Here is a 21,017-nt window from a genome sequence, read left to right as displayed (position 1 = left end):
GTGTCGCGTACAACTTGATCACAGGCCGCCTCAGGCAGCAAGCGGACCAGAGGTTTATTTATCATCTCTGATGTTCGCCTCATCGGCTGCCAGTTTTTTCACTGCTTTGTCGAAGTCACTTTCAAACAGGCAATCCTGCACAATTCTGTACTTCTCAAATTCACTTTCCGCATGTGTCTGGGCAAGTTTCGCAGAAATCTTGCCGCTGTTCTGTAGCACTTCCCGGTCATCAAACTCTAGGAAGGCGTCCAGCCGCTTGGACCAGTCTTCCATGCTCATGGGAATCTTGCGGCGAGCACGATCCTCGGCCAGTTCCAGATAGGCGTTGACGATACGACCCAATGAATCCAACTCGTCCTTGGTCAGGTAGTTCTTGGCCACGGCCACGTCGGTTTTCAGTATCTTGCCTTCGGGCGCGCCCGCCCAGGACGTCAATCCCATATGTGGCTTGCTGCTATCGGCCCGCTTGCGGATCAACTCTGCAGCGGTATGGCTGTGGATGGCGTAATGCAGTTTGTTCTGTACTTTGGCGAAGAAGGCCTTGGTGGTCGGCGCGTCCTTGTTGTAGTCCACGCTGGTGGCATAGATGTCGGTGATCTTCTGGTAGAAGCGTCGCTCGCTGAGACGGATCTCGCGGATTTCCGCCAGCAGCCGCTCGAAGTAATCCTCGCCCAGGAAGCTGCCGTTTTCCATTCGCTGACGATCCAGCACATAGCCCTTGATGGCAAACTCACGCAGGACGCCGGTCGCCCACTGACGAAACTGTGTCGCACGTATGGAGTTGACCCGATAGCCGACGGAAATGATGGCGTCGAGGCTGTAGAAGTCCACCGACCGTGATACTTCCCGCTGGCCCTCCTGCTGAACTATCCGGAATTTCCGGATAGTTGCCTCAGGCATAAGTTCCTGACTGGCAAAGATGTTCTTCAGGTGCTCGCTGACGGTACGTACATCTATACCAAATAGCTCGGCGATCAGCTTCTGCGACAGCCATAGGGTCTGGTCCTCGTAGCGGGCCTCGATGCTCTGCTCGCCAGCCTGGCCAGTGAAGATCAGAAACTCGGCTGTGCTGTTGCGTATCAATTTTTTGCCATTCATACCGAGTATCTCCACGTGGTCTGTACGTCGACCAGGCACGCTTTAACGCCAGTTCGATAACTCTGGCCGGTTACATCTGCCCACCTACCCCTTGAATTTTTCGACGAACGCGGCGGTCTTCTGGAAGGCTATACAGTGAGCTGGGCCCCATACAGGGGCCCGAACAGCGATGGCTTTGACTGTATCACCGAATCACTCAGCAGACAGAAATCCCTTTATTTATGCGAATTAATGGCGCATCAGCAGACTTCAATGAATGTCCTTGAGCCCCACCTCACTTCCCGATGCAGAATGACCCGAAGATCGCTCCGAGCAAATCGTCCGACGAGTAGGTGCCGGTGATTTCGCCCAGCGCCTGCTGCGCGTGCCGGAGCTCTTCGGCGGCAAGTTCGCCGGAGCGGGTGCCATGCAGGGCGTCGGCCGTGTGGTCCAGGTATCCACGCACGGATTCCAGCGCAACGACATGACGGCGCCGTGCGCTGAAGGCGCCCTCGCCGGCGCCGGCCGTGGCGAGTTCCCTCAGGCGTGAGCGCAACGCATCCAGACCTTCGCCCGTGCGCGCCGAAATCCATAACGTATCGCCTTCACGTTGCGCATGACGACTCACAAGGTCGATCTTGTTGATCACGACCAGACGTGCGGCGTGTGCCGGAACACCATGAAAAAAGGCCTGATCGGTATCGGCATGTGCTTCGTCGGTGACGAGGAGGGCGACATCGCAGCGTTCGAGTTGGGCTCGTGCACGACGAATGCCTTCGCGTTCGACGATGTCATCAGACTCGCGCAGGCCTGCCGTGTCGGCCAGTTCGAGTGCGACGCCATCGATATGGATCGCTTCGCGAAGTACGTCGCGGGTGGTGCCGGCGATGTCGGTGACGATGGCGCGCTCTTCGCCGGCCAGTGCGTTGAGCAGGCTCGACTTGCCCGCATTCGGACGGCCGACGATGGCAACGGCGATGCCGTCGTTCAAACGGACGCCGCGTCGCGTTTCCGTCAGCAGTTCATCAAGATGATTGCGCAGCAATGCAAGCTTGTCACCGATGATGGGGTCTGCAAGGAAGTCGATCTCCTCTTCGGGAAAATCGATGGCCGCTTCGATATGCACGCGCAGTTCGATGAGCTCGGCGAGCAGGTCGTCGACACGCGCAGAGAACACGCCTTCCATCGAACGCAAGGCCGCACGGGCACCGGCCTGCGATGTTGCCGCGACAAGGTCGGCAACCGCTTCGGCCTGGGCAAGATCGAGCTTGCCATTCAGGAAAGCACGTTCGGTGAATTCACCCGGACGCGCGAGCCGCGCACCGAGCTCGATGCAGCGACGAAGCAAGGCATCGAGCAGTACGGCGCTGCCGTGGCCCTGCAGCTCCACGACGTGTTCGCCGGTGTAGGAATGCGGGGCAGGGAAGTGCAACAGGATGCCACGGTCGATCAGTTCGCCTGCCCCATCGCGGAAAGCCGCGAAGTGCGCATGACGAGGTGCCGGCTCGCGGCCAAGGAAGCGCGTGGCTATAGCCGGAGCGAGCGGCCCGGAAACACGAACGGCACCGACACCCGCCGCGCCGGCGCCTGTGGCGATAGCCGCGATGGTGTCGACGCCGTCGGTCATGCGATGTCCTCGATGACGAGGCGGCGCGTCGGAAGACGCGCCGCCCGGAAGGTCACGCGGTGCGTGCCTTCTCGTGCGCCTTGTCGACGCTGCGGTTGATCCACCACTGCTGGAGCAGGCTGGTGGCACCGTTGACGGTCCAGTAGAGCACGAGGCCCGACGGGAAGAAGGCGAAGAAGATACCGAACAGCAGCGGCATCACCTTCATCATCTTGGCCTGGGTGGGATCCATGCCCACCGTGGACATCATGCGCTGGGTAAGCAGCGTGACCAGGAAGTACAGCACCGGCAGCACGTAGAATGGATCGGGTGCCGAGAGATCGTGGATCCAGCCGAAGAACGGCGCGTGGCGCAGTTCGATCGACTCGGACAGCACGCGCAGCAGGCCGATGAAGATGGGGAAGGTGATCAGGATGGGCAGGCAGCCTGCCATCGGGTTGATCTTTTCCTTCTTGTACAGCTCCATCATCGCCTGCTGCATCTTCATGCGATCGTCGCCATAGCGCTCCTTGAGCGCCTGGACACGAGGCTGAAGCTTGCGCATGCGGGCGCCCGAGCGGAACTGCGCATCGGTAAGCTTGAGCAGCGCACCCTTGATGATCAGCACGAGCAGGATGATCGCCACGCCCCAGTTGCCGCTGATGGCGTGCAGCTGGGAGAGCAGCCAGTGCAGCGGCTGCGCGATGATGGTGAGCCAGCCGTAGTTGCTGGTGAGCTCAAGGCCCGGCGCGACGGCATCGAGGGTGCCCTGCAGTTTCGGACCGATGTACAGGCGCGCAACGCTGTCGGTGCTCTGGCCGGGCGCCACCTGAATGGCCGGGCCGAAGGCACGTACGAGATAGCGCGGCGTGGCCGAGGTCGGATCGACGATGCTGCTGCTATAGGTAACGGTCTGGTCGGCCGGCGGAATCCACGCGACGAAGAAGTAGTGCTGGATCATGCTGACCCAGCCACCGCTGAAGGCGTGGTTGAGCGGCTTCTTGGCGAAGTCGAGGAACGACAGCGAATCGAACTTGTTTTCCGGGCTGTACCAGGCGGCACCAAAGAAGCTGTGCTGCGCCGGATCGGTATAGGCCTTGAACCAGTTCGCCTTCGGCGCCGGCACGCGCTGCAACTGCTGGTAGGCGTTGCCGGTCCAGGTGGCGGACGAGCCGTTCTCGATACGCTGGTCGAAATCGACCACGTAGGTGGTGCGGCCCAGCGTATAGCGCTTCACCACCTTGATGCCCGACGGATCGGTCCAGGTCAGGTCGAGGCTGACGGACTTTTCGCCATCGGTGAGCTTTGCTTCGGTGGTGGCGGCCTGGAACAGCGCACGATGATCGGGCGCGGCACCCGTGTTGCTCACCAGGCCGTCCTGTGCGGCAAAGAAGTGCTCCGGGCTGTCGTCCAGCAGGCGTGCCGGCGGCGGCGTGGGATTCTTCTTAGTAACCGGCTCGTCCGGATAGGCGAGCAGTTCCGAACGAACGATGCTGCCACCACGCGTATCGATGGTGAGGCGCAGCACGTCGTTGGACAGGGTAACCAGCTGGCCCTTGCCGTCGCTGGCCGCCGATTCGTTCGGCACGTTGGCCGGGTTGGCCGCACTCGGGACGCTGCCGTCCGCGTTCTTGCCGGCGTCGGTCTGCGCGGCGGGCGTGGCAGCCTGGGGGTGGGGACCGTAGTCCTTTTCCCACTCGGTCCACAGCAGGTACGCCACGAACATGAGCGCGAAGAAAAGAAGCGTGCGCGTTTGATTCATTGCTTAGGCCAGATCCGGATGACGCCTCGGCCGGCTGGCCGGAGAAGGCGGGTGGGCTTGATAGATCAACGCGCGATTGTGCCGTCGGCACCCTCGCGCTTCAACGGCCGGATCCTGCGGAGCAGGGTGTCCAGCTCGGCCAGGAGGTTCGCACCGGTCTCTTTCACCGCCGTATCGCGGGCCATCACGAGGATATCCACGGGTGGTAGGTCCTCGCGCACGCGACGAAACGCCTCACGCGCCAGGCGCTTGATGCGGTTGCGATCGACGGCCCGCTTCGAACAGCGCTTGGAAATCGCCAGACCAAGCCGGGCCGTACCGGCTTCGTTGTTTCCGAAGCGCAAAAGAAAACAGCGGCCGCCGAGGCGACCGCTGACTGTTCGCAATGCGGCGAAGTCGGCGGCGCGGCGTAGCCGCGCATCGCGCGGCAGGGCTGCGGCTCGCACGACTGGCGAACCGCTTACGGGATCAGACGCTTGCGACCCTTCGCGCGACGCGCGTTCAGGATCTTGCGGCCATCGGCGGTGGCCATGCGAGCGCGGAAGCCGTGGGTACGGGCGCGCTTGAGCTTGCTGGGCTGGTAAGTACGCTTCATGGCGCTTACATCCGGGGTAAAGAGTGAAAAAGGCCCGAGAGTATGCGGGACAATCTTGAAGACTGTCAACCGCTTGGGCACGGGCAGATGGCGGAGCTACGCCGGGGCGAACTCCGAGTGGGGGACGGAACGCTGGTAGACTTGAGTGTCCACCCCGCGCGTACGCGCCCCTTTCCGTGGCAAGAATACCTGATGAGTGATCTGTGGAGGCGCTGTCTCGAGCGTCTTGAAGGCGAATTGAGCGCCGAGGATGTCCATACCTGGCTGATGCCCTTGCAGGCCCGGGAAGACGTCTTCGGACTGCATCTTTACGCACCTAACCCGTACTCGCTGGACACCGTCCGCGAGCAGTTCCTGGCGAAAATCCAGGCCATCGTCGTGCACCTGAGCGGCCAGGCCACGCCTGTACGCCTGGAAATCGGCTCGTTCGGCAGCAGCCGGCCGACACCGGCACGGCCGGCGTCTTCCGTGGCGCCACCACCGCCGGCACCGGCGCCCGTCATGCCGCGCGTGGAGGATCTGTCCCCGGCAGAACCTGCGCATGTGCATAACCTCGATCCCCACTACACGTTCGAGACCTTCGTGGAAGGCAAATCGAACCAGCTGGGCAAGGCCGCCGCCATGCAGGTGGCCATGAATCCCGGCAGGGCATACAACCCGTTGCTGCTTTACGGCGGCACGGGCCTGGGCAAGACGCATCTCATGCACGCGGCAGGCAACATGCTGCTGCGGAACAACCCCGAGGCGAAGGTGCTTTACCTTCGCTCGGAACAGTTCGTCAGCGGCATGGTGAAGGCCCTGCAGCAGAAGAACATGGACGACTTCAAGCGTCGCTTCCGCTCCGTGGATGCGCTGCTGATCGACGACATCCAGTTCTTCGCCGGCAAGGACACGACGCAGGAGGAGTTCTTCCACACCTTCAATGCGCTGTTCGAGGCCAAGCAGCAGATCATCCTCACCTGCGACCGTTACCCGAAGGAACTGGACAAGCTCGAGCCGCGCCTGAAATCGCGCCTGGGCTGGGGTTTGTCGGTGGCGATCGAGCCGCCGGACTTCGAGACCCGCGCGGCCATCCTGCTTTCCAAGGCGGCCGACAAGGAGATGGAAGTCTCCGAAGACGTCGCGATGCTGCTTGCCCGGCGTATCCGCTCCAACGTGCGCGACCTGGAAGGCGCGCTCAATACGCTGGCCGCGCGAGCCAACTTCTATCGCCGTCCGATCACCACCGATTTCGCCGAAGAGACCCTGCGCGACCTGCTGAACACGCATGCACAGGCCGTCACGGTGCCGAACATCCAGAAGACGGTGGCTGATTACTACCAGGTGCGTCTTTCGGACCTGCTGTCCAAACGCCGTGTGCGCTCGCTGGCGCGCCCCCGGCAGGTGGCCATGGCCCTGTCCAAGGAACTGACCGAGCACAGCCTGCCTGAGATCGGTGAGGCCTTTGGTGGCCGTGACCACACGACGGTGCTCCATGCCTGCCGCACGATCCGCGGTTTTACCGAGAAGGACGTGCGCATGAGGCAGGACTGGGAGCAGCTGATTCGCATATTGACGGGCTGAGAAGCTGTGGATAATAGGTGGATGGACGGAGGATGATTCTGGACCTTGGAGTTATCCACAAGACACCCACATGAAACCGGATGGTTTGGCTAGTCGATATTTTTAGCTAAGTTCATGAAATGATAAATTTTTTTGGACTTCTCAAGATATCCACCGGCCCTACAACCACTACATAAAATCTTTAAAAACATTTAAAAGCAGGAGTAGGGGACGCATGCAATTCAGCATCCAGAGGGAAGTACTGCTCAAACCCCTCCAGCAGGTTGTTGGCGTCGTTGAACGCCGTCAGACGTTACCCGTGCTGGCAAACCTCCTGGTCAGGGTCTCCGGCAACGAGGTTTCGTTTACCGGCACGGATCTCGAAGTCGAGATGATCGCCACCACTGCGGCCGACAAGGTCCAGGACGGCGAGATCACGATTCCGGCCCGCAAGCTGTTCGATATCGTCCGGGCTCTGCCGGACGGTGCGAACATCGACATCAAGTTGAATGGCGAACGCATCGCGCTGAACGCAGGCAAGAGCCGTTTCACGCTTGCCACGCTGCCCGCCAATGAATTCCCGACCATCGACGAGATCGAGCTGGTTGAGCGTGTGACGCTTCCGGAAGAAGTTCTGCGTGATCTGATGGATCGCACGTCCTTCGCCATGGCCAACCAGGACGTCCGTTACTACTTGAACGGCATGCTGCTGGATCTGCAGGAACACACGCTGCGCTGCGTCGCCACCGATGGCCACCGCCTGGCGCTCAAGGAAACAAAGCTGGAAAGCGCCGTATCCGCTCGTCGCCAGATCATCATTCCCCGCAAGGGCGTGAATGAACTTGTCGGCCTGTTTGAAGCCGGGGATGGCACCGTCGAGCTGGAATTCGGCCGTAACCACCTGCGTGTCCGTCGCGGTGGCGTGCAGTTCACTTCGAAGCTCATCGACGGTCGTTTCCCGGATTACGAAGCGGTGATTCCGCTTGGCGCCGACAAGCAGGCCACGATCGAACGCGATGTGCTGCGCAGTGCGCTTCAGCGTGCCGCCATTCTTTCGAACGAAAAGTATCGCGGCGTGAAGCTGGAATTGTCGGCCGGTCGCATCAAGATCGTTGCCCACAATCCTGAGCAGGAAGAAGCCCAGGAAGAAGTGGAAGCCGAGACCTCCGTGGAAGATCTGGCGGTCGGTTTCAATGTGAGCTACCTGCTGGACGCCCTGGGCGCCCTGCGTGGTGAAAAAGTTCGCCTGAACCTGCGCGATGCGCAGTCCAGCTGCCTCCTGCAGGAAGAAGGCAACGACGAGGCCCGCCACGTGGTGATGCCGCTTCGCCTCTGACCGGCGAACAAGGTAGAGTTCGGCCCACGACGCCGGGGATGTCTTCGACACCCCGGCGTTTTTCGTTACAGGCTGGGGATGTTCCGGGAATGAAGTTCGAAACGCTGAGGATCAATGGTCTGCGCTGCCTGGATGGCGTGTCGCTGACACCGGCGCCCGGTATCAACGTTTTTGTCGGTGCGAACGGGGCAGGGAAGACCAGCGTTCTTGAAGCCGCCTATCTGCTGTCCCACGGTCGCTCGTTTCGCGCGGGTTCCCGGGATGTCCTCCTGAAGCGCGGCGCATCATCGCTTTCCGTGTTTGCCGAGGTCTCTGCAAACGACGGCCGTACCCGTCGGCTGGGCCTGGGCCGTGAAAGTGGCCGGTGGCAGGCCAGGGTGGATGGGGATTCGGCCGCTTCACTCGGGGCACTTGTCCAGGAATGCGCCGTGGTGTGTTTTGAGCCCGGTTCGCACGATTTGATCGCGGGGGCTTCGGATGAACGTCGGCGATTCCTCGACTGGGGTTTGTTCCACGTGGAACATGGTTTTGTTTCACAGTGGCGCCGGTATCAACGTGCCCTGAAACAACGAAATGCCCTGCTTCGAAGCGGTCCGCCCATGGACCCCAGTCTCATGGATCCGTGGGAAAACGAACTATCAGGGGCAGGGGAATCCATTTCCGCCTTCCGGAAGGGCTATCTCGACCGGTTGCTTCCCCATATCCAGGGCTTCATGACCAAGGTTCTTCCCGAACTCGGCACCTTCAGCATCCGCTATAAATCGGGCTGGGACGAAACGACCGATCTGGCGACTACGCTTCTGGAACGGCGCCACAGGGACATGGGCCGCGGTCACACCACCGCCGGACCTCACCGGGCAGATTTTTCGGTCGCCTTCGAGCACGCGCCCTTGCGAGAGCACCTGTCCCGTGGGCAAGAAAAGCTCTGTGCCCTGGCATGCCTCCTCGGACAAGCGTCGCTTCACGCTGAAATCCGTGGAGAATGGCCCGTTGTCTGCCTGGATGACCTTGCATCCGAGCTCGATCGTACCCATCAAGAGTGGGTTGTGGCCCAACTTCTCGGGCGGGATGTCCAGGTCCTCATCACGGGAACCGAGATCCCCGTAGCCCTCGTCGACCAACCGGCCACTGTGTTCCACGTGGAACAGGGTGCCGTGACGGCTTTGCTATAATCGACCGACTGTCCCGAAGCTTCTCGCGCCGCAGCGGGGCAGCTCTCTGGCGCCATCACCAGGCATCGCATGAACGAACCTATCGATCCGACGAATTCGAACGCCTACGACTCTGGCAGCATCAAGGTCCTGAAGGGCCTGGAAGCCGTTCGTAAGCGCCCCGGCATGTACATCGGCGATACCGACGACGGTACCGGCCTCCATCACATGGTTTTCGAGGTGGTGGATAACGCCATCGACGAAGCCCTGGCCGGCTACTGCGATTACGTCACGGTCACCATCCACCAGGACGGCTCGGCCAGCGTCTCGGACAATGGCCGCGGTATTCCCGTGGACATTCATCCGGAAGAGGGGCGTTCGACCGCCGAAGTGGTCATGACGGTGCTCCACGCGGGCGGCAAGTTCGACGCCAATTCCTACAAGGTGTCCGGCGGCCTGCACGGCGTGGGCGTCTCGGTGGTGAATGCCCTCAGCGAAAAGCTCTGGCTCACCATCTGGCGTGACGGCAAGGAGCACAACCAGGAATACGCCCATGGCGAGCCGGTGGCTCCCATCTCAGCCACGGGCGACAGCCCGAAGCGCGGCACGATGGTGCGTTTCCTGCCCAGCAAGCTCACCTTCACCAACAACAACGAATTCCACTACGACATCCTGGCCAAGCGCCTGCGCGAGCTGGCCTTCCTGAATTCGGGTGTCACCATCGAGCTGGTGGACGAGCGCAACGACCGCAAGGACATCTTCGCCTACGAAGGTGGCATCAAGTCGTTCGTGCAGCACCTGGCTCACCTGAAGACCGCGCTGCATCCTACGGTCATCAGCTTCAGCTCGTTCTCCGAGGGCATCACGGTCGAAGTCGCCATGCAGTGGACCGATGCCTACCAGGAAACGATGTTCTGCTTCACGAACAACATTCCCCAGCGTGACGGCGGCACCCACCTCACGGGCTTCCGTGCGGCGCTCACCCGTACGTTGCAGAGCTACATCGAGAAGGAAGCCCTGGCCAAGAACGCCAAGGTAGGCCTGTCGGGCGACGACATGCGCGAAGGCCTCATCGCCGTGCTGTCGGTGAAGGTGCCGGACCCGAAATTCTCCTCGCAGACCAAGGACAAGCTGGTCTCGAGCGAAGTGAAGACGGCCGTGGAGCAGGTCGTCAACGACAAGCTCGCCGAGTTCCTCCTCGAAAACCCGGGCGAGAGCAAGGCCATCGCCTCCAAGGCGATCGATGCCGCCCGCGCCCGCGAGGCCGCCCGCAAGGCCCGTGAGATGACCCGCCGTAAGGGCGCGCTGGACATCGCCGGCCTGCCGGGCAAGCTTGCCGACTGCCAGGAGAAGGATCCGGCGCTGTCCGAACTGTTCCTGGTCGAGGGTGATTCCGCAGGCGGTTCCGCGAAGCAGGGCCGCAATCGCCGTACCCAGGCGGTGCTGCCCTTGAAGGGCAAGATCCTCAACGTCGAGAAGGCCCGCTTCGACAAGATGATTTCCTCCGCTGAAGTCGGCACGCTGATCACCGCGCTTGGCACGGGCATCGGCAAGGAGGAATACAACCCCGACAAGCTGCGCTACCACCGCATCATCATCATGACCGACGCGGACGTGGACGGTTCCCACATCCGTACGCTGCTGCTTACCTTCTTCTACCGCCAGATGCCCGAGCTGATCGAGCGCGGCCATGTCTACATCGGCCTGCCGCCGCTGTACAAGGTGAAGCAGGGCAAGCAGGAGATGTACATCAAGGATGACGCCGTCCTCAACGAGTACCTGATTGCCAGCGCGGTCGACAACGCGTCGCTGATGCCGGAAGAGGGCGCTCCGGGCATCGATGGCGTCACGCTTGAAAAGCTCCTGCGCGACTTTCAGACGGCCCTGGACCAGATCGAACGCCTCAATCACCGCTTCGATCCGGCAGCGCTGAACGCCATGATCGAACATGCACCGCTCCAGGAGGCCTTCTGGTCCGATGAAGCACGCATGCAGGCCTGGCTGGATGGCGTGGCGACGCGCCTGCGTGCCAGCGGCCTGGGTAAGCCCACCTACAAGTTGCGCTTCCGTCCGGCGCTGAACGAGCAGGGTGCAGCGGTGGAAATCGAGCGCATGCAGCATGGCCTCAGCCACAGCTGGATCGTGCCGCAGGCCTTCTTCAACGGCCTTGAATACCGTGCCATCCATGCCATGGCCGAGCAGCTGGCCGAACTTCGCCTGCAGCCGGGCGCCGTGGTTCGGCGCGGTAATGCGTCGCGAGGCGTCACGAGCTTTGCCGAGGTGCGCAGCTGGTTGCTCGACGAAGCCAAGAAGGGCCGCACCATCCAGCGCTTCAAGGGTCTGGGCGAAATGAATCCGGAGCAGCTGTGGGAGACCACGGTGAATCCGGAAACCCGCCGCATGCTCCAGGTGGGCGTCGAGGATGCCGTGGCCGCCGACCAGATGTTCTCGATGTTGATGGGCGAGGCCGTGGAGCCGCGTCGCGACTTCATCGAGTCCAATGCACTCAAGGTCGCCAACCTCGACGTGTAACACCGGCGACATCACGATGAAAACGAAGGCCCGATTGTCCTGGACAATCGGGCCTTCGCGTTTTCTGCGGTGCGTTCCGGAAGGGGGATGAAAACGGTGTTTTCAAGAGCCAAAAGACGCGATTCCGGACCCCTCACAACATTCTTCTAACAAGTCATTGTTTTGACAGTAAATTTTTGTGGCGCTGCGACTTGTTCTTAGGAATCGAATCGGGTTAACCTCTGTAGTCCCCCGGAGCACTACACCGTGCGACGAGTCCTTCAACAGAGGCCAGTCAATGAAACAGGGTTCCTTCAGCAAGATGGCGCTCGCTACCGCGATCGCACTTTCTCTTGTCAGCGGCGCAGTGGTTGCACGCGATACGCCGGCCAAGGACAAGAAAGAGGCGCTGTACCCGAACGCCACTCGCACGGAGCCCAAGCTCGACCTCAAGAGCGAGAAGGACCAGAAGGCCATCAATGAAGGCCTCGACGCCGCCAACAACGGTGACAAGGACAAGGCCACCCAGATCCTCACGCCGCTGGCCGACGGTTCGGGCACGAGCAGCAAGTACGCCCAGGCGCTCGCCCTCCAGGGCCTGGCCAACATGAAATACAACGATGGCGACATCAAGGGCGCCATCACCACGCTGAAGCAGGCGCTCGACATCGGCGTCATGCCGAACGACACCTACTTCCAGCTGAAGTACATGTACACCCAGTTCCTCGTGGCCGACGAACAGTACGCGCCGGCACTGCAGTCGCTGCACGAATGGCGCGACCAGGGCAAGAAGGAAACGGCCGACTCCTACGGCCTCGAGGGCAACATCGATTACCGCCTCGAGAAGTACCAGGACGCCATCAACGCCATCACCAAGGCGAAGGCCATGCCGGACGCCAAGCCGCAGGCCTCGTGGGACCAGATCCTGATGGCCAGCTACTCGGAAACCGGCCAGGGTGACAAGGCCGCCGCCATGGCCTCCGACGAGCTCGCGAAGAACCCGAACGACTCCACCGCGCTGAACAACGCCGCCTCGGCGCTGATCCAGGCGCAGAAGTATCCGGACGCGATCGCGCTCTACCAGAAGGCGCAGGCCGCCGGCGCCATCAAGGACGAAAAGCAGTACATCAACTTCGCCAAGATCTACCTGATCGACGGCCAGGAAAACCAGGATCGCCAGAAGACCAATGCAGGCAAGGCCGTGGCCGTGCTGAACGAAGGCTTCTCCAAGGGCGTTATCCAGAAGACCGCCGATAACTACAACCTGCTCGGTGACGCCGCTGTCACCGGTGACGACATGAAGGGCGCCCTGGCTGCTTACCAGCAGGCCGCCGCGGTTGCCACCAATGGCGAGCCGGCCCTCAAGGCCGCGCGCGTCCAGCTGCAGGAAAACCAGTACGCCGCCGCCCAGAAATCCGCGACGGACGCCATCAGCAAGGGTGTGCAGCATAAGGGCCAGGCCTATATGGTGCGCGCGGAAGCCAAGCGTGGTCAGAAAGACAAGCAGGGTGCTATCGCGGACATGAAGCTCGCGGCTCAGGACCCTGAAACTGCTGCCAAGGCTAACGCCTGGTTGAAAACTGCAAAGTAATCGGCAGGCATTTGTAAAGTGCCTGAAGGAGATCACATGGCAAGCCATAAATCTTCCCTTCAGGTGCTATACAAACGCCATATGCTGGTGTAACTTGCATATCTTTCCGCTTGCAGAAACCTGCGTTTTCGGCAATGTCAATCGCCGAACGCCGGAAGTGCAGTGCGGGTCTCACTTCCGCTTGATTAGCTCTTGATAGTGTGACTGATGGCCTCAAGTAACGAATCAACCGGCCAAGCGCCGTTCAGTTGGGGGCGCACCAGTGCGTTGGCAGTAGCCATCGCGCTGCACTCGTTCGCTTTCCTTGTGCTGGTCGCGCCCATGGCGCCGCCCAAGACGCAGGAGAAGCAGAAGGAGAAGGTGGTGCAGGTCGACTTTATCGAACCGCCGCCGCCCCCGCCGCCTCCCCCGCCGCCGCCGCCGGAGCCGCCGAAGCAGCCGCCGCCGAAGATCATTCAGCAGGTGAAGCCGCCGCCGACACCGCCGCCGCCGGCTCCGCCGCCGCCGGCAGTGGAAGAAGCGAGCACGAATGCCGTTCCGGCCCCGCCGCCGGCGCCTCCCGCGCCGCCTGCACCGCCGGCGGATATCGCGCCGAGCGAGAATCTGTCGTACCGTCAGCGCAACCCGCCAAAGTATCCGCCGCAGGCGGTACGTCAGCGGCATGAGGGTACGGTGGTACTTCTGGTCCTCGTGGGTGTCGACGGTGCGCCGAAGGACATCCAGGTCGACCAGTCGAGCGGTTTCCGCGAACTGGACAAGGCAGCGCAGGATGCGGCCAGGAACTGGCGATTCAACCCGGGCAAGCGAGGCGGTCAGGCCGTCGAAGGCTATGCACGTGTCCCCGTTACGTTCAACCTAAACCAGCTGTAAGTAGTCCTCACACTTACTTACATCTTTTAAGTTCACGCTTGACTTCCCAAGGGTAGCGTTATGTTGCAAGACACCTCCGCACAGCCTGCAAATCCAGGTCAGAACTCCAATGCCGACGCCCTCAAGCAGATGGGCTTCGACCACCTCATCCACAACTTCGACCCCCTGGGCTGGATTGTGTTCGTGGTGCTGGTCGTGATGTCGGTACTCTCGTGGTACTTCATCGTCGCCAACTTCATCCGTAACAGCCTGGTGCGCGCTCGCGCCGACAAGGTCATCCAGGGCTTCTGGAGCACCTCGTCCACCCAGGAAGCCATCCGCGTGCTCGAAGAGCAGCCGAAGGGCGAACCGTTCTCGAAGATCGCGCTCGACGCCGCTTCGGCCGTCGCTCACCACCAGCAGGCTGCTGGCGGTCGCCTCGCCGAAACCCTGTCGCGCTCGGAATTCATCGATCGCGCCCTGCGCCAGGCCGTGGCTCGCGAGAGCCTGCGTCTTGAAGGCGGCCTGACCCTGCTCGCCACGGTCGGTTCGTCGGCTCCGTTCATCGGTCTTCTCGGTACCGTGTGGGGCATCTACCACGCGCTGATCGGTATCGCCGCGTCCGGTTCGGCTTCCATGGACAAGGTCGCCGGCCCCGTCGGTGAGGCGCTGATCATGACCGCGTTCGGTCTGTTCACCGCTATCCCGGCCGTGCTTGCGTATAACTTCTTCATGCGCTCGAACCGCCTGACCTACGCCCAGTTCGACGAATTCGCGCACGACCTGCACGACTTCTTCGCCACGGGCGCCCGTGTCGAAGGCACGAAGTAATTAGCTAGAGGAATTGACCCATGGCTATGAGCAGCGGGGGCAACTCCGGTGGGCCGATGTCAGAAATCAACGTCACGCCGCTCGTCGACGTGATGCTGGTTCTGCTGATCATCTTCATGATCACGGCACCACTGATGTCCCATAAGGTCCAGATCGATCTGCCGAAGGCTAATCCGAACGTTAAGGATGACACCCCGGTGGAGCCGATGGATCTCGCGGTCAAGCCGGACGGCACGTACTTCCTCAATGACGGTGAAGTCACCGAGGCAGAGCTGAAGGCCCAGTTTGCGGTTGCGGCGGCGAAGTCGCCGCAGCCGGAACTCCAGATCCGTGCCGACCGCACCACCGAATACAAGGTGGTGAAGAAGATCCTTGGCGACGCCAAGGACGCCGGCATGGTCCACGTCGGCTTCATGTCGACTGGCAAGGAGTAAGCGAACATGGCATTCAGCTCAGGCAACTCCGGTGGCCCGATGGCCGATATCAACGTCACGCCGCTCGTCGACGTGATGCTGGTTCTGCTGATCATCTTCATGATCACGGCGCCGATGCTGTCGCATAAGATCAAGATCGATCTGCCGCAGCCGAACCCGAACATCGTCAACCCCGAGAATCCGCCGGATCCCGTCCATTTGCAGATTCGCCAGGATGGTTCGCTCTACTGGAACGATACGCCGGTCGACGAGCTGGGCCTCAAAGCTCAGATCGCGGTGATTGCCCAGCAGTCCAACCAGCCCGAACTGCAGATCGACGCCGATGACGCGGTCCAGTACGAGGTCGTGGCACGCGTGCTTTCCGACGCCAAGGGCCAGGGCCTGACCAAGATCGGCTTCGTTAACTCGAACTGATCGGTCGCTCGTCCGTAAGACCTAAAAACCCCGCCTTTTGGGCGGGGTTTTTTTATGCTCGCGGGAAGGATGTGCGTATCGCTTCGGGACGGTCGCGCGCAAGGCGCGCTCCTACAAGAGTCGCGCGCAGGGCAGCTTTTGTAGGAGCGCGCCTTGCGCGCGACCGATCAGGCGACACGCCACACCACACAAAACCTCAGGACAAAATCCGTAAATACGACTTCACGGTAGGCGTCAGCCCCTGATACAGCGCCTCGCTGATCAACGCATGCCCGATCGACACTTCAGCCAGCCCGGGAATGGCCGACTTGAACGTGCCGAGGTTGTCCTGGCTGAGATCATGCCCGGCATTCACAGCCAGACCCGCCTGTTGTGCACGCTGCGCCGTATTGGCGAAGGAAGCGATTTCCTTGCGCGCATCGCCATCGGCGAATGCCTTGGCATAAGGCCCGGTATACAGCTCGACGCGCTGGATGCCGATTTTCACGGCATCTTCGAAACCCTCGGCTCCCGCATCGACGAACACACTCACGCGGCAACCGATCTCACGAAACGTGGCGACCACGGGCTTCAGGATCTCGATGTCCTTCGTCAGGTCGAAACCATGATCGGACGTGATCTGTCCGTCGCCATCAGGCACCAGCGTGACCTGCGTCGGCTTCACCTCGCGGCACAGTTCGACAAGACCCGGATAAGCGCCGCGCGCGGCAGCGAAAGGATTGCCCTCGATGTTGTATTCCACGCGCCCGCGCAACAAGCCGGCCAGCGTGCGCACATCCGCCGGCGTGACATGGCGCATGTCCGGGCGTGGATGCACGGTAAGCCCCCCGCAGCCAGCATCAATGCAGGTATTCGCAGCAGTAGCGATATCCGGTTCGTTACCGCCACGCGAATTGCGAAGGACGGCGATCTTGTTGAGGTTGACACTGAGAAGGGTCATCGACGGTCCTGAACAAAAAAAACGCACGTCGCCAACGCGACGTGCGTAATGACTGTCTTCCCAGCATAACGCGCAACATCCATGTGGCGCACTCACGGCTCCACACACACGCAAGATCAGACACATCTCACGGCGAAAAGGTTCAAAGCGGATATGTGAAGACGCGAATCCGGCGTTCAGGGCCGCGCCAGGCCAATGCAGCCACCAGGCCCTCGCCAAGCGCCAGCGGCCGGACCTGCCAGGCCGCGGCAGGTGCCACCTCGCCATCAAAGGCCTCCGGACGCAGGTTGCCGTCATCGATACGGAAAGCGACGCGGTGCAATCCATAGGAGAGGCCCCCTCCTTGTGCCTTCAATACGGCCTCCTTGGCCGTCCACAGGTCCAGGAAGGCAGCCAATAGCGCGTCTGCAGGGAGTTGTTCCAGGTAGGCCGTCTCATCGGCAGCGAAGAACCGACGCGCCAGCTCCAGTGCACGTGGCCGCGGGCGCACACGCTCGACATCGATGCCCAGCTCGAATCCTTCGGTACCCCGGCCTATCGCGAACAACGCCGTATCCCGGCTGTGCGACCAGCTGAATCCCCATTGGCTCCACGGGGCGGGCCAGAGAGGCTTGCCGTGCTCGCCCCGGACGACCGCGGGCGCCCCGTCGCCGGCATAGGCCGTAAGCAATGACAGGAAGGGTGGCTCGGTGGTGCCGGACCATGGCATGCGCCAGACGTGGATTTCATCGGACGCGAGGGAAGGAACATCGGGATGCATGCCCGGATGCTAGCGCAGAAGATCTGTCGAGGCGCCCATCATCAGGATCGAAGCCCTAGAATGGCGAGGGGCTCCACGGGGAACGGATCGAAGTGATCGCAGGCTGGCTGCTGCTGCTGGTATCGCTGCTCTATGTCGGCATGCTTTTCGCGGTTGCCTACGTGGGCGACCGCCGTCCGCTCTATCCGCGCCAGCCGCGCCTGCGGCCCATCGTGTACAGCCTGGCCTTGGCCGTTTATTGCTCGTCGTGGACCTTCTACGGCGCCGTCGGTACCGCGGCACGCTCCGGCCTCTCCTATCTGCCCATCTATCTCGGCCCCTTGCTGCTCTTCGTGCTCGGCTTCGGCCTGTTCGAGCGGCTGGTGCTGGTAGCGCGCGAACGCAACATCACCTCCATCGCCGACTTCATCGCCGCGCGCTTCGGAAAGTCGCATGGGCTGGCAGCGCTGGTGGCCATCATTGCCGTCATCGCGATCATTCCCTACATCGCCTTGCAGTTCAAAGCAGTAACGATGTCCTTCAACGTGCTGGGCGCAGGTGATTCGACGGGCGACACCGCGCTGTGGTGCGCCGCGCTGCTTGCCGTGTTTGCGATCCTGTTCGGCACCCGCAGCATCGACGCCACCGAACACCATCACGGCATGATGCTGGCCGTGGCACTGGAATCGCTGGTGAAGCTGCTGGCCTTCGTCGCCATCGGCGTGTACGCGTGGATGCACGGCCCGGGCCTCACGGAAACCTTGCGCGCCCCGATGCTGCAACTGGAAAAAAACAGCCTGCCCGCCGGCTTCCTCGCGCAGACGCTACTGGCGTTCTGCGCCATGTTCTGCCTGCCGCGCCAGTTCCAGATCGGCGTCGTGGAGTGTGCGGACCCGCGCGACCTGCGTCGTGCGCGGTGGATGTTTCCCCTGTACATGGTGGTGATTTCACTGGGCGTGCTGCCCATCGTGAGTGCAGGCCTGCGACTACCGCTGGTCACGCAGGGCCATGTGGATGCCTGGGTGCTGAACCTGCCAATTGCGCTGGGTAACAAGGGCATCGCCCTTCTCGCCTTCGTTGGCGGCTTCTCCGCCGCCACCGGCATGGTCATCGTGGCGGCCGTGGCGCTGGCAACGATGATCAGCAACGATCTCGTCATGCCGATGCTGCTGCGTATCGAGCGGCTGGGCCTGGAACGGCGCGGTGACCTGTCCGGCGTGGTGCTGGCTGTTCGCCGCATTGCCATCGTCGGCCTCGCGGCGATGGCCTATGCGTATTACCGCATCATTGCCGGCGCGGAGAACCTCGCCGCCACCGGGCTGTTGTCCTTTGCCGCCGTCGCCCAGTTCGCACCCGCCATCGTTTCCGCGCTGTACTGGCGCGGCGCCAGCCGGGTCGGTGTCTATATCGGGCTGCTGGCGGGCTTCGCCGTGTGGGCCTATACGCTGTTGCTTCCCGCCATGACCCGCACGGGCTGGATAGCCTCACCCTGGCTGGACGACGGCCCCTTCGGCATCGGCTGGCTGAAACCGACCGAACTGTTCCATCTGAGTGGTTGGGAACCAGTCACCCACGGCACGTTCTGGTCGTTGCTGACCAATGTGGCATGCCTGGTCTTCATCTCACTGCGCTTCCGTCCGAGTGTGGCGGAACGTCTGCATGCCGCACTGTTCGTGGATCCCTTCGTACGTGGCGCCAGCGGTGCCGGCGACTGGCGGGGGCGCGTGACGGTGCGTGACCTGGGCACGATCGCCGGCCGCATCGTCGGCGAGCGCGCGACGGCACGTGCCTTCAGCGACTATGGGCAGCGCCACGGCGCCACGCTGGCCCCCGGCGATGCCGCGGATCGTTCGCTGATCCAGTTCACCGAACGCCTGCTGGCCAGCGCCGTGGGCGCGGCCAGTGCGCGGCGCATCCTGATGGGCGCACTCTCCGGTACGGGGCTCGACATCGCCGAAGCGATGGCCCTCATGGACGAAGCATCCCAGGAGCTGCGTTTCAATCGCGAGTTGCTGTCCACTACGCTTGAGAATGTGTCACAGGGCATCAGCGTGGTGGATGGGGAGATGCGCCTGGTCGCCTGGAACCGGCGCTATCTCGAGCTGTTCGATTATCCCGACGGCATGGTCTATGTCGGTCTGCCGGTAGCCGACCTCATCCGCTGGAATGCAGAGCACGGAGAGTGCGGCCCGGGTGAAGTCGACGAGCATGTCGCCAAGCGCATCCGTTATATGCGTGCCGGCTCCCTGCATGTGTTCCAGCGTGTGCGGCCGGATGGCACGGTGATCGAGATGCGCGGTCGCGCGCTGCCCGGTGGCGGCTTCGTCACCACCTTTACCGACGTCACGGCCTATAAGGCCGTGGAGCAGGCGCTTATCGATGCCAACGAGACGCTGGAACAACGCGTCGACGATCGCACGGCAGAACTGAGCGAAGCGCTCAATGCCACGGCCATTGCGCGGCGCGAAGCGGAAGCGGCCAACGCATCCAAGACGCGCTTTCTCGCGGCGGCGAGCCATGACCTGTTGCAACCACTGAATGCCGCGCGCCTGTTCACGTCGGCGCTTCGACATCATCCGAACCTGGATGGCGAAGCCACGCAGCTGGCCGAGCGCATCGATGCTTCGTTCCGCGCAGCCGAAGACCTGCTGGATGCATTGCTGGATGTATCGAGGCTGGATGCGGGTAGCTATCGTCCGGAAGTGGCGCCGTTCGCGCTGGCGGATATGTTCGATTCGCTGAAGCAGCAGTTCGCCCTGGTGGCGGAACAGCGGGGACTATCCTTGCGCGTCGTGCCAACGGCGATGGCGGTTCGCTCCGATCCGCAATTGCTGCGCCGTATCGTCGCCAACTTTGTGTCCAACGCTTTGCGTTATACCCGCGTCGGCGGTGTCGTGGTGGGTGTGCGCCGTGTAGGCGACGACGTGCGAGTGGAAGTCTGGGACAGCGGCCCGGGCATCGCTGAAGAACAGCGCGCACGCATCTTCGGGGAGTTCCAGCGCCTGGAGCGTCCGTCGCCCTGGGGCGAGAAAGGCCTGGGGCTGGGGCTCTCCATCTGCGATCGCCTCGCCGGCATCCTGGGACACCCGCTGGATCTGCGCTCGCGCATGGGTCACGGAAGCTGCTTTGCCATCACCGTGCCCCGGGCAAACGCCGTGGCACGCAAGCGCAAGGCATCCGTGGCACGACCGGGCGGCGAGCAGCTGCCGCTGACGGTGCTGTGCCTCGACAACGACGAGACCATTCTCGAAGGCATGCAGGCGTTGCTGGGGCGCTGGGGCGTGGATTGCCGCACGGCCATCGATGTCGAACAGGCCGAGGTTATCCTGCGGCAGACACGCGTGGACCTTATCCTGGCCGACTATCATCTTGCCGAGGGAAGCAACGGCCTGGATGCGCTGGCGCATCTCGCCTCCCGGGTGGGCACATTGCCGCCGGCAGCGATGATCACGGCCGATGGCAGCACGGAACTGAAACAGCGCGCGAGAGAGCTGGGTTATCCGTTGCTGCACAAGCCGGTGAAGCCGGCGGCATTACGCGCGCTGCTGGTCGCGCTGGCCAAACGCACCATGTAGGAGCGCGCCTTGCGCGCGACCGTTACGAAGCGAACCATGCACGGCCCTGTACCGGTCGCGCGCA

At 62.2% G+C, this 21,017-nt stretch carries 17 protein-coding genes; 10 read left to right on the top strand and 7 right to left on the bottom strand.

What is annotated here, in order from left to right:
- Positions 1 to 54: 54 nt before the first annotated feature.
- The 5 genes from HBF25_RS00900 to rpmH form a co-directional block, all read right to left on the bottom strand.
- A complete protein-coding gene (locus HBF25_RS00900) occupies positions 55 to 1,098 on the bottom strand; it encodes a virulence RhuM family protein (RefSeq protein ID WP_166945668.1) in 1,044 nt (347 codons plus the stop codon).
- A gap of 274 nt (positions 1,099 to 1,372) precedes the next feature.
- Positions 1,373 to 2,704, bottom strand: a complete 1,332-nt coding sequence (mnmE, locus tag HBF25_RS00895; protein WP_166945666.1) for a tRNA uridine-5-carboxymethylaminomethyl(34) synthesis GTPase MnmE — start codon at positions 2,702 to 2,704, stop codon at positions 1,373 to 1,375.
- Between the two features lie 52 nt (positions 2,705 to 2,756).
- Positions 2,757 to 4,445 (bottom strand): membrane protein insertase YidC, encoded by a 1,689-nt coding sequence (yidC, locus tag HBF25_RS00890; protein ID WP_166945664.1) that lies wholly within the window; start codon positions 4,443 to 4,445, stop codon positions 2,757 to 2,759.
- 65 nt (positions 4,446 to 4,510) lie between these two features.
- Entirely contained in the window at positions 4,511 to 4,891 is a 381-nt protein-coding gene (gene rnpA, locus HBF25_RS00885) for a ribonuclease P protein component (RefSeq protein WP_166945662.1), read from the bottom strand.
- Between the two features lie 14 nt (positions 4,892 to 4,905).
- Positions 4,906 to 5,040, bottom strand: coding sequence for a 50S ribosomal protein L34 (rpmH, locus tag HBF25_RS00880; RefSeq protein ID WP_045828244.1), 135 nt, complete (start codon positions 5,038 to 5,040; stop codon positions 4,906 to 4,908).
- A gap of 192 nt (positions 5,041 to 5,232) precedes the next feature.
- Between rpmH and dnaA the strand changes: the two genes are divergently transcribed.
- From dnaA to HBF25_RS00835, 9 genes are all read left to right on the top strand, one after another.
- Complete coding sequence (dnaA, locus tag HBF25_RS00875) at positions 5,233 to 6,603, top strand: chromosomal replication initiator protein DnaA (RefSeq protein WP_166945660.1); 1,371 nt, start codon at positions 5,233 to 5,235, stop codon at positions 6,601 to 6,603.
- A gap of 214 nt (positions 6,604 to 6,817) precedes the next feature.
- Positions 6,818 to 7,918 carry a DNA polymerase III subunit beta gene (dnaN, locus tag HBF25_RS00870; protein WP_166945658.1) on the top strand — a complete coding sequence of 367 codons (1,101 nt, stop codon included), beginning with the start codon at positions 6,818 to 6,820 and terminating at the stop codon, positions 7,916 to 7,918.
- Positions 7,919 to 8,007: 89 nt separating this feature from the next.
- Positions 8,008 to 9,090, top strand: coding sequence for a DNA replication/repair protein RecF (recF, locus tag HBF25_RS00865; protein WP_166945656.1), 1,083 nt, complete (start codon positions 8,008 to 8,010; stop codon positions 9,088 to 9,090).
- A gap of 69 nt (positions 9,091 to 9,159) precedes the next feature.
- Positions 9,160 to 11,601: a DNA topoisomerase (ATP-hydrolyzing) subunit B gene (gene gyrB, locus HBF25_RS00860; protein WP_166945654.1), complete on the top strand. Its 2,442-nt coding sequence runs from the start codon at positions 9,160 to 9,162 to the stop codon at positions 11,599 to 11,601.
- Positions 11,602 to 11,878: 277 nt separating this feature from the next.
- On the top strand, positions 11,879 to 13,171 hold the full coding sequence (locus HBF25_RS00855) for a tetratricopeptide repeat protein (protein WP_243852912.1): 1,293 nt from the start codon (positions 11,879 to 11,881) through the stop codon (positions 13,169 to 13,171).
- Between the two features lie 321 nt (positions 13,172 to 13,492).
- Positions 13,493 to 14,041 carry an energy transducer TonB gene (locus HBF25_RS00850; RefSeq protein ID WP_425483421.1) on the top strand — a complete coding sequence of 183 codons (549 nt, stop codon included), beginning with the start codon at positions 13,493 to 13,495 and terminating at the stop codon, positions 14,039 to 14,041.
- A gap of 60 nt (positions 14,042 to 14,101) precedes the next feature.
- Positions 14,102 to 14,851 (top strand): MotA/TolQ/ExbB proton channel family protein, encoded by a 750-nt coding sequence (locus HBF25_RS00845; RefSeq protein ID WP_166945650.1) that lies wholly within the window; start codon positions 14,102 to 14,104, stop codon positions 14,849 to 14,851.
- Positions 14,852 to 14,871: 20 nt separating this feature from the next.
- Entirely contained in the window at positions 14,872 to 15,285 is a 414-nt protein-coding gene (locus HBF25_RS00840; protein WP_166945648.1) for an ExbD/TolR family protein, read from the top strand.
- Positions 15,286 to 15,291: 6 nt separating this feature from the next.
- Complete coding sequence (locus tag HBF25_RS00835) at positions 15,292 to 15,699, top strand: ExbD/TolR family protein (RefSeq protein ID WP_166945646.1); 408 nt, start codon at positions 15,292 to 15,294, stop codon at positions 15,697 to 15,699.
- A gap of 196 nt (positions 15,700 to 15,895) precedes the next feature.
- Here the strand turns inward: HBF25_RS00835 and HBF25_RS00830 are convergent, their stop codons facing one another.
- Together HBF25_RS00830 and HBF25_RS00825 are read right to left on the bottom strand one after the other, a co-directional pair.
- Positions 15,896 to 16,639, bottom strand: coding sequence for a pyridoxine 5'-phosphate synthase (locus HBF25_RS00830; protein ID WP_166945644.1), 744 nt, complete (start codon positions 16,637 to 16,639; stop codon positions 15,896 to 15,898).
- 142 nt (positions 16,640 to 16,781) lie between these two features.
- Positions 16,782 to 17,399, bottom strand: a complete 618-nt coding sequence (locus tag HBF25_RS00825; protein WP_166945643.1) for a 4'-phosphopantetheinyl transferase family protein — start codon at positions 17,397 to 17,399, stop codon at positions 16,782 to 16,784.
- A gap of 92 nt (positions 17,400 to 17,491) precedes the next feature.
- On the opposite strand from HBF25_RS00825, the gene HBF25_RS00820 reads away from it, so the two are divergent.
- Complete coding sequence (locus HBF25_RS00820) at positions 17,492 to 20,953, top strand: PAS domain-containing hybrid sensor histidine kinase/response regulator (RefSeq protein ID WP_341778004.1); 3,462 nt, start codon at positions 17,492 to 17,494, stop codon at positions 20,951 to 20,953.
- The last annotated feature ends 64 nt before the right edge of the window (positions 20,954 to 21,017 follow it).

The sequence above is a fragment of the Luteibacter anthropi genome, from assembly GCF_011759365.1.
GTDB classification, from domain to species: Bacteria; Pseudomonadota; Gammaproteobacteria; order Xanthomonadales; family Rhodanobacteraceae; genus Luteibacter; species Luteibacter anthropi.
This window is presented reverse-complemented; position numbering and strand designations above follow the sequence as displayed.